Genomic DNA, 6,141 nt, shown 5'->3' with positions numbered 1-6,141 from the left:
GCCCCCGGTGGCCCCGGTCAACCCCACCGCCCCGACCGGGGCTACGACCTCCACCAATACAAATACCAGCACCAGCACCAGCACCAGCACCAGCACCAGCACCAGCACCAATCCGGATACCCCGGCCCTGCACGGACCCTCAACACCGTGACGCCGGATACACGCGCACGCCTGTCATGGCTGCATCGCTGGGGCGGGCTGGTCTCGGGCTGGGCGATCTATACCATTACCCTGACCGGCACGCTGGCCGTGTTCGACACGGAACTGACACGCTGGATGCAGCCCCAGAGCGCTGGCGTTCCGCCTGGCAGCGTAGCGACACCGGCAGCGCTGGAACAGGCCCGGCTGATCATGGCGCGTGACGATGCAGACGGCCTGCCGCCCGCGTTCCTGCGCCTGCCCGGCCCGCGTGACCCCACCCTGCGGGTCCAGCGGTTTGACGGCCACAGTTTTACCGGCCCCGTACTTGACCCGCGTGACGGGCATATGATCGCAGCCCCCCGCACCGAAGGCGGCTCCTTTTTCTTCGACCTCCATTATTCCCTGCGCGTGCCACGCCCATGGGGGCAGCGTCTGGTTGCGGCCTTTGCCTTCGTGTTCGCCATCGAACTGCTGGGCGGGCTGCTGATCCATCTGGCGCGGATCATCCCGGACTATTTCACTCTCAGGCTGCGCGCGGCCACGCCCCGTTTCCTGCTGGACGCGCATGTGCTGACCGGCACGGCCCTGCTGCCGTTCCATATCATGATCACCTATACCGGGCTGATTCTGGCAGCGGGCAACGCGCTGCCCGTACTGGGCCGGGCAGGCGAGACACCACCCCGCCCAACCCCCGTGGGGCATTGGGCCCCCAGCACCCCGCTTGCCCCCCTGCTGGAACAGGCCCACGCGCTGACCGGCCATGACCCCGAACATCTGCGCTTTTCACCCGGGCAGGTGGCAGTGTTTGCCGTACGGCCGGGCAGCCTGACGATGGACCGGGTCTCCGTCGCGTTCGACGCCACCACAGGGCATGTTCTTGCCCCGCCCGACAGGGCTGGCGGCAAAAAAACCGCCACACCCAAACCCGAGACCCCACAGGCTGGCCCGGACAGCCCCGGCACCGCCCGACCGGCCACGGCTCAAAGGGATGCGCCCGAAGGGGATGCTACAGGATCGCATTCTGCCCGGACGGATTCCGCCGGACCGGATTCGGCCCTTTCAGGCGCTGCCGTTGAGGGTGCTGGTGGTTCCGGCACCGTCATGCCGCGTTCCGGTGCTTCGGATTCCGCCCCCCCGGGCTCTGCCAGCCCACACTCCAGACGTTCGGGCTCCACCAGTTCCGCTAGCACCAGTTCCACTACCACCAGTTCAGGCGGCGCCGGTGCAGAGCGGGCCATTACAGGAAGTGCCCCCCGGGCAGGTGGTTCCAGTGCAGATATTCCTCATGCCGGCGGAGCCCATGCAGGGCATGTCAGCGCGGGAGGAGACAGAGGCCGGGCCACAACGCCCGCATCCGCCAAACCCGATCTGGCGCAGCAGGCCACCGTACTGGCGCACGGCCTGCATATGGGCCGCACCATGGAGCCCACGCTGCGGTGGCTCTGGTTCGTGGGCGGGCTTGCCTCCACCATTATGGTGGCCAGCGGGCTGCTGTTCTATACGGCCCGCCGCCGGGCCAGCGCGGCCAGCGGTCCGGCAGTGGTGTTCGAACGCCTGAACGCAGGTGTGCTGACCGGCCTGCCCTGCGCGTGCCTGATGTATCTGTATCTCAACCGTCTGGCTCCTTCCGCCGTTTCCGCATGGCCCGACATTGAGGTTGGCGGGTTTTTCGCGACATGGCTGGGCTGCGTACTGCTGACCAGCATTGCCGCCCCCCGACGGGGCTGGCGGATCGTTCTGGCGACAACCGCGCTGATGGGGGTGGCAACCCCGCTGCTGGACCTGGCAAGCGCCGCTGACATAAGGGCGGAATTCTCCACCGCCTTTGGCGTGTTCGCGGGAGTGGACGGGTTCTGCGTGCTGGCTGGCCTTATGGCGGGCATTCTGGCCCTGTATGCCCGCCACCCCGGCCGCGCCAGCAGAACACCCCAGCACCCGGCCCCACACCACCCGGGCCAAAAGGCCGCATCGTGACGGGGGCCGTTTGGCTGGCTTTAGCCCTGACCCAGACAGCCTGCCTGCTTTGGGCCGGAGCCCTGCCATGGCCCCGCCAGAAACTGGGATACGCAGCCCCCCTGCCCACCCACCAGCGCCGCGTCTTGCGCGCAGGGGCCGGGGTACTGGCCGGGCTGGCGCTATGGCCCTGCCTGCTGTGGCGATCCGATTCCGGGTGGCCGTTATGGATCATGCTGCTTTCCGTCTGTAGCGTTCTGACGGCTCTTGGGCTGTCGCTCCTGCCTTATCCGCCCCGCAAGCCCCCTGCACCGCCGGGGCATCGGCGTCTGTAAACCTGAGCCCTACCGCTCCTTTTATCCGCTACCGGAACGGTCCCCGCAGGGTGTCGCCGCGGCCCGCATGGCCAAGTGGCACAGACCCCGCCTTGACGGGTCGACAAATTGCATACAACATTCTTGCGCTTGCAGAACGACAGGCGCCAGAGCCGGTCAGCCGGGCCATACAGAATTACAGCAAGGGAAAAATCATGCGCTGGAGCAGAAGCTTTACAGTTGTCGGCTGTCACGCGGCAGGAGAGGTCGGCAACGTGATCACCGGTGGTGTGCGCGATGTGCCAGGCCGGACCATGTTCGAAAAAATGGAATATCTCCAGGCCAACTGCGACGATATCCGCAAGCTTGTGCTGTTCGAACCCCGTGGCGCCCCCTATGTGAACGCCAACCTGCTTCTGCCCCCCTGCGACCCGGCGGCACAGATCGGTTATGTCATTCTCGAAAGCACGGAATACCCGCCCATGTCGGGGTCCAACACCATCTGCGTGGCCACGGTGGTGCTGGAAACCGGCATCGTTCCCATGCAGGAACCGCTGACGGTCCTGACCATGGAGGCCCCCGGCGGGCTGATCGAATGCCGCTGCACCTGCCGCGACGGCAAGGTGGAACAGGTGGAGTTCACCAACCGCCCGGCCTTTGTCCATGATCTGGACAGGGATATCGAGGTTGAGGGGCTGGGCACCGTGCAGGTCGACACGTCCTATGGCGGCATGACCTACGCCCATGTCAATGCCCATGCGCTGGGCTTTGCCGTCACCCCGGACGAAGCGCGCGACATGTGCCTGACGGGGCAGAAGATCAAGGCGGCGGTGAACGAACAGCTTGCCACCGTCCACCCCGAAAACAGCAAGATTTTCGGTGTTTCCAACGTGATTTTCGAAGGTCCGCTCACCCGCACGGCAGAGGGTGTGGAAGGCCGCAGCGGCACGGTTGTGCTGCATGGCCGGCTTGACCGTTCGCCCTGCGGCACGGGCACATCGGGCCGGCTGGCGGTTATGCACGCCAAGGGGCAGATCGGGGTTGGCGAACGCTTCAGGCACGTCTCCATTGCCGATACGGTCTTTATCGGGCAGGTGCAGTCCACCACCACAGTAGCCGGGCGGGATGCGGTTATTCCCACCATTGCCGGGCAGGCCTGGATTACCAGCATGGGCCAGTACGGGCTGGACCCCACCGACCCCTACCCCGAAGGGCATATCATTTCCGACGTGTGGTTCTGACAGAACTGCCAGCATGCGGGGCCCTGCCCCCATGGCTGGTACGCCCGCCCATACCCCCACGGTAGTTCCCCCAAGACAGTTCCCGAGACAGCTCCCCAAGACGGGCCGGTGCGGCACCCCCGATGGCCCCGCACCGACACCGGTCGCGGGTTCCACCTGCGGCACTGCCCTGCCTTGCACCGTCCTGCCTTGCCCAGCCCCGCAAGGCCCGCCAGCACGTTCCGGCTACCATATCGGGCGCTGAACGCCATCCCCCGCCCCGGCAGGGGCAGTTCAGGGCCTTGCCCGGATGGCTTCTCTTCCGCTGACCCTTCTCCCCCCGGCTTTTCTCGCTCTGCCGCCTCTCGCTCTGGCCCTTCTCCCGCAGGGTTCTGTCCCGACAGAAGCGGCGCACCTGTGTCTGGCCACCGGAAGCTGGCTGCCGGAAGCTAACCAGCGGACCCTGCTCTCAGGACTCGGCTCAGGACTCTGCCCTCCGGCACCCGCCTTCTGCCACGAGCCTTCAGGAACCCGCCCGGCCGCCATCCCGGCTGGCCTGATTTTGAATTGAAAGATCCGGTGCGACCTGGCTTTACTCTGTCACAGACACCATCGAACAGCCGCGGACTGTGCGCCGCTACACGCTCTGGCGTGGGCTGCCGCACTCGGATAGGGTTGCGCCAACAGGTGGATGGAAACTTGGTGAGCGACTTTCAGGCACGTACACGACGCTATACGGAAGAAACACCCGATTACGGTCGCCCGCTCCCTGCGTCGCATGGGGTTGCGCGGGTTGTCGCGCGCAATCCGGGGCCCATGACCTACCACGGCACCAATACCTGGCTGATCGAGACCGATGACGGCCATGTGGTGGTGGACCCCGGCCCGGACGACCCCGCGCACCGGAATGCCGTGCTGGCGGCAACCGGCGGGGCGGTGCGCGCCATTGTCGTCACCCACAGCCATGCCGACCATGAACGCGGCGCACCTGCCCTGGCCCGCCAGGCCAATGCCCCCGTTTTTGGCGGCAGCCATGGCACCCCCCTGGCCGATGGCGGCATGGTATGCGGCCTGCGTGTTATTGCAACACCGGGCCATACCCTGGACCATATCTGCCTCGATATCGGTGAAAACCGTCTGATCGCGGGCGATCATATCATGGGCTGGTCAAGCTCCGTCGTCATGCGGGCACCCCATGGCAGCATGGATGCCTACCTGACCAGCCTGAAAACCATCCACGACCGGGGTTACGACCTGGTGCTGAGCGGGCACGGCCCGGCCATTACCGAACCACACCCGTTCATAGAAGGGCTGCTGCGGGCCCGCCAGCGCAGGCTTGCACAGATCCGCACCATGCTGGACACCCATGGCCAGACGGAAACCGCCCTGCTGGACCGGATCTACCGGAATCTGCCCGCCCCCCTACGCGCGGCAGCGACCGAGGTGCTGGGCGCCACGCTGGAAGCGCTGCAAACCCGCGGGCAGGCATTACGCGACCCCGATGGGACATGGCGCAGGGTATGAAAGCCGGCTGTTCTTTTCCACGCCGATCGTCATACTAAGCCGCTCCCCCTCACAGGAGATACCGCCAATGACCGATTCACAGACTTACGTGCCGCCCCGCGTATGGGCATGGCAGGCCGCAAGTGGCGGGCGCTTCGCCAACATCAACCGCCCCGTGGCCGGGCCAACCCATGACAAGCTCCTGCCAGTGGGCCGCCACCCGCTCCAGCTTTATTCGCTCGGCACCCCCAACGGGGTTAAAGTGACCATCATGCTCGAAGAACTGCTGGCGGCGGGCCATACGGGAGCGGAATACGACGCATGGCTGATCCGGATTGGCGAGGGCGATCAGTTCGGTTCGGGGTTTGTCGCCATCAACCCCAATTCCAAGATCCCCGCCATGGTGGACCATAGCGGGCCGGAACCGCTGCGGGTGTTCGAGTCCGGGTCCATCCTGCTGTATCTGGCTGAAAAATTCGGGGCGTTTCTGCCCACCGACATCGCCACCCGCACCGAATGCCTGAACTGGCTGTTCTGGCAGGTTGGCAGTGCGCCCTATATCGGTGGCGGGTTCGGGCATTTCTATGCCTACGCGCCCGAAAAAATCGAATACGCGATCAACCGTTTCGCGATGGAGGCCAAACGCCAGTTAGACGTGCTGGACCGCAGGCTGGCCGAAACTCCCTATATTGCGGGGGCCGACTATACCATAGCCGACATGGCCATTTTCCCGTGGTATGGCGGGCTGGTGGAAGGCTGGCAGTACGATGCCGCCGAATTTCTGGCCGTGCAGGACTACCGCCATGTCAAAGCCTGGGCGGACAGGCTTCTGGCGCGCCCGGCCGTGCAGCGCGGGCGCATGGTCAACCGCGTGACGGGCGATCCGGCAAGCCAGTTGCACGAACGCCACGACGCCAGCGATTTCCTGACCGGCACACAGGACAAGATCGCCCCGACGGCGTAGAGCGCACCCGAAAAAGAAACCGGGCCAGACCCCACCCACAGCAGAC

General features: G+C 65.7%; 5 protein-coding genes. All 5 read left to right on the top strand.

Translation table 11 applies throughout. The features are described 5' to 3' along the window. The first annotated feature begins 147 nt into the window (after positions 1-147). The 5 genes from ABF990_RS12265 to yghU all read left to right on the top strand — a co-directional run bounded on the left by ABF990_RS12265 (position 148) and on the right by yghU (position 6,095). Positions 148-2,115, top strand: a complete 1,968-nt coding sequence (locus tag ABF990_RS12265) for a PepSY domain-containing protein (RefSeq protein WP_415506626.1) — start codon at positions 148-150, stop codon at positions 2,113-2,115. Next, positions 2,112-2,429 (top strand): hypothetical protein, encoded by a 318-nt coding sequence (locus ABF990_RS12260; protein WP_415500586.1) that lies wholly within the window; start codon positions 2,112-2,114, stop codon positions 2,427-2,429. The genes ABF990_RS12265 and ABF990_RS12260 overlap by 4 nt, the downstream gene beginning before the upstream one ends. 194 nt (positions 2,430-2,623) lie before the next feature. After that, the gene (locus tag ABF990_RS12255; RefSeq protein WP_415500587.1) at positions 2,624-3,649 is read left to right on the top strand and encodes a proline racemase family protein; all 1,026 of its coding nucleotides are present in this window, start codon (positions 2,624-2,626) and stop codon (positions 3,647-3,649) included. Between the two features lie 681 nt (positions 3,650-4,330). After that, positions 4,331-5,152 carry an MBL fold metallo-hydrolase gene (locus tag ABF990_RS12250; RefSeq protein WP_415491469.1) on the top strand — a complete coding sequence of 274 codons (822 nt, stop codon included), beginning with the start codon at positions 4,331-4,333 and terminating at the stop codon, positions 5,150-5,152. Positions 5,153-5,219: 67 nt separating this feature from the next. Further along, complete coding sequence (gene yghU / locus ABF990_RS12245) at positions 5,220-6,095, top strand: glutathione-dependent disulfide-bond oxidoreductase (RefSeq protein WP_415491470.1); 876 nt, start codon at positions 5,220-5,222, stop codon at positions 6,093-6,095. Positions 6,096-6,141: the final 46 nt, after the last annotated feature.

It is taken from the genome of Acetobacter sp. (assembly GCF_047723915.1).
Taxonomy (GTDB): Bacteria; Pseudomonadota; Alphaproteobacteria; order Acetobacterales; family Acetobacteraceae; genus Acetobacter.
The sequence above is the reverse complement of the archived record's forward strand: the minus strand, read 5'-3'. Positions and strand labels throughout refer to the sequence as shown.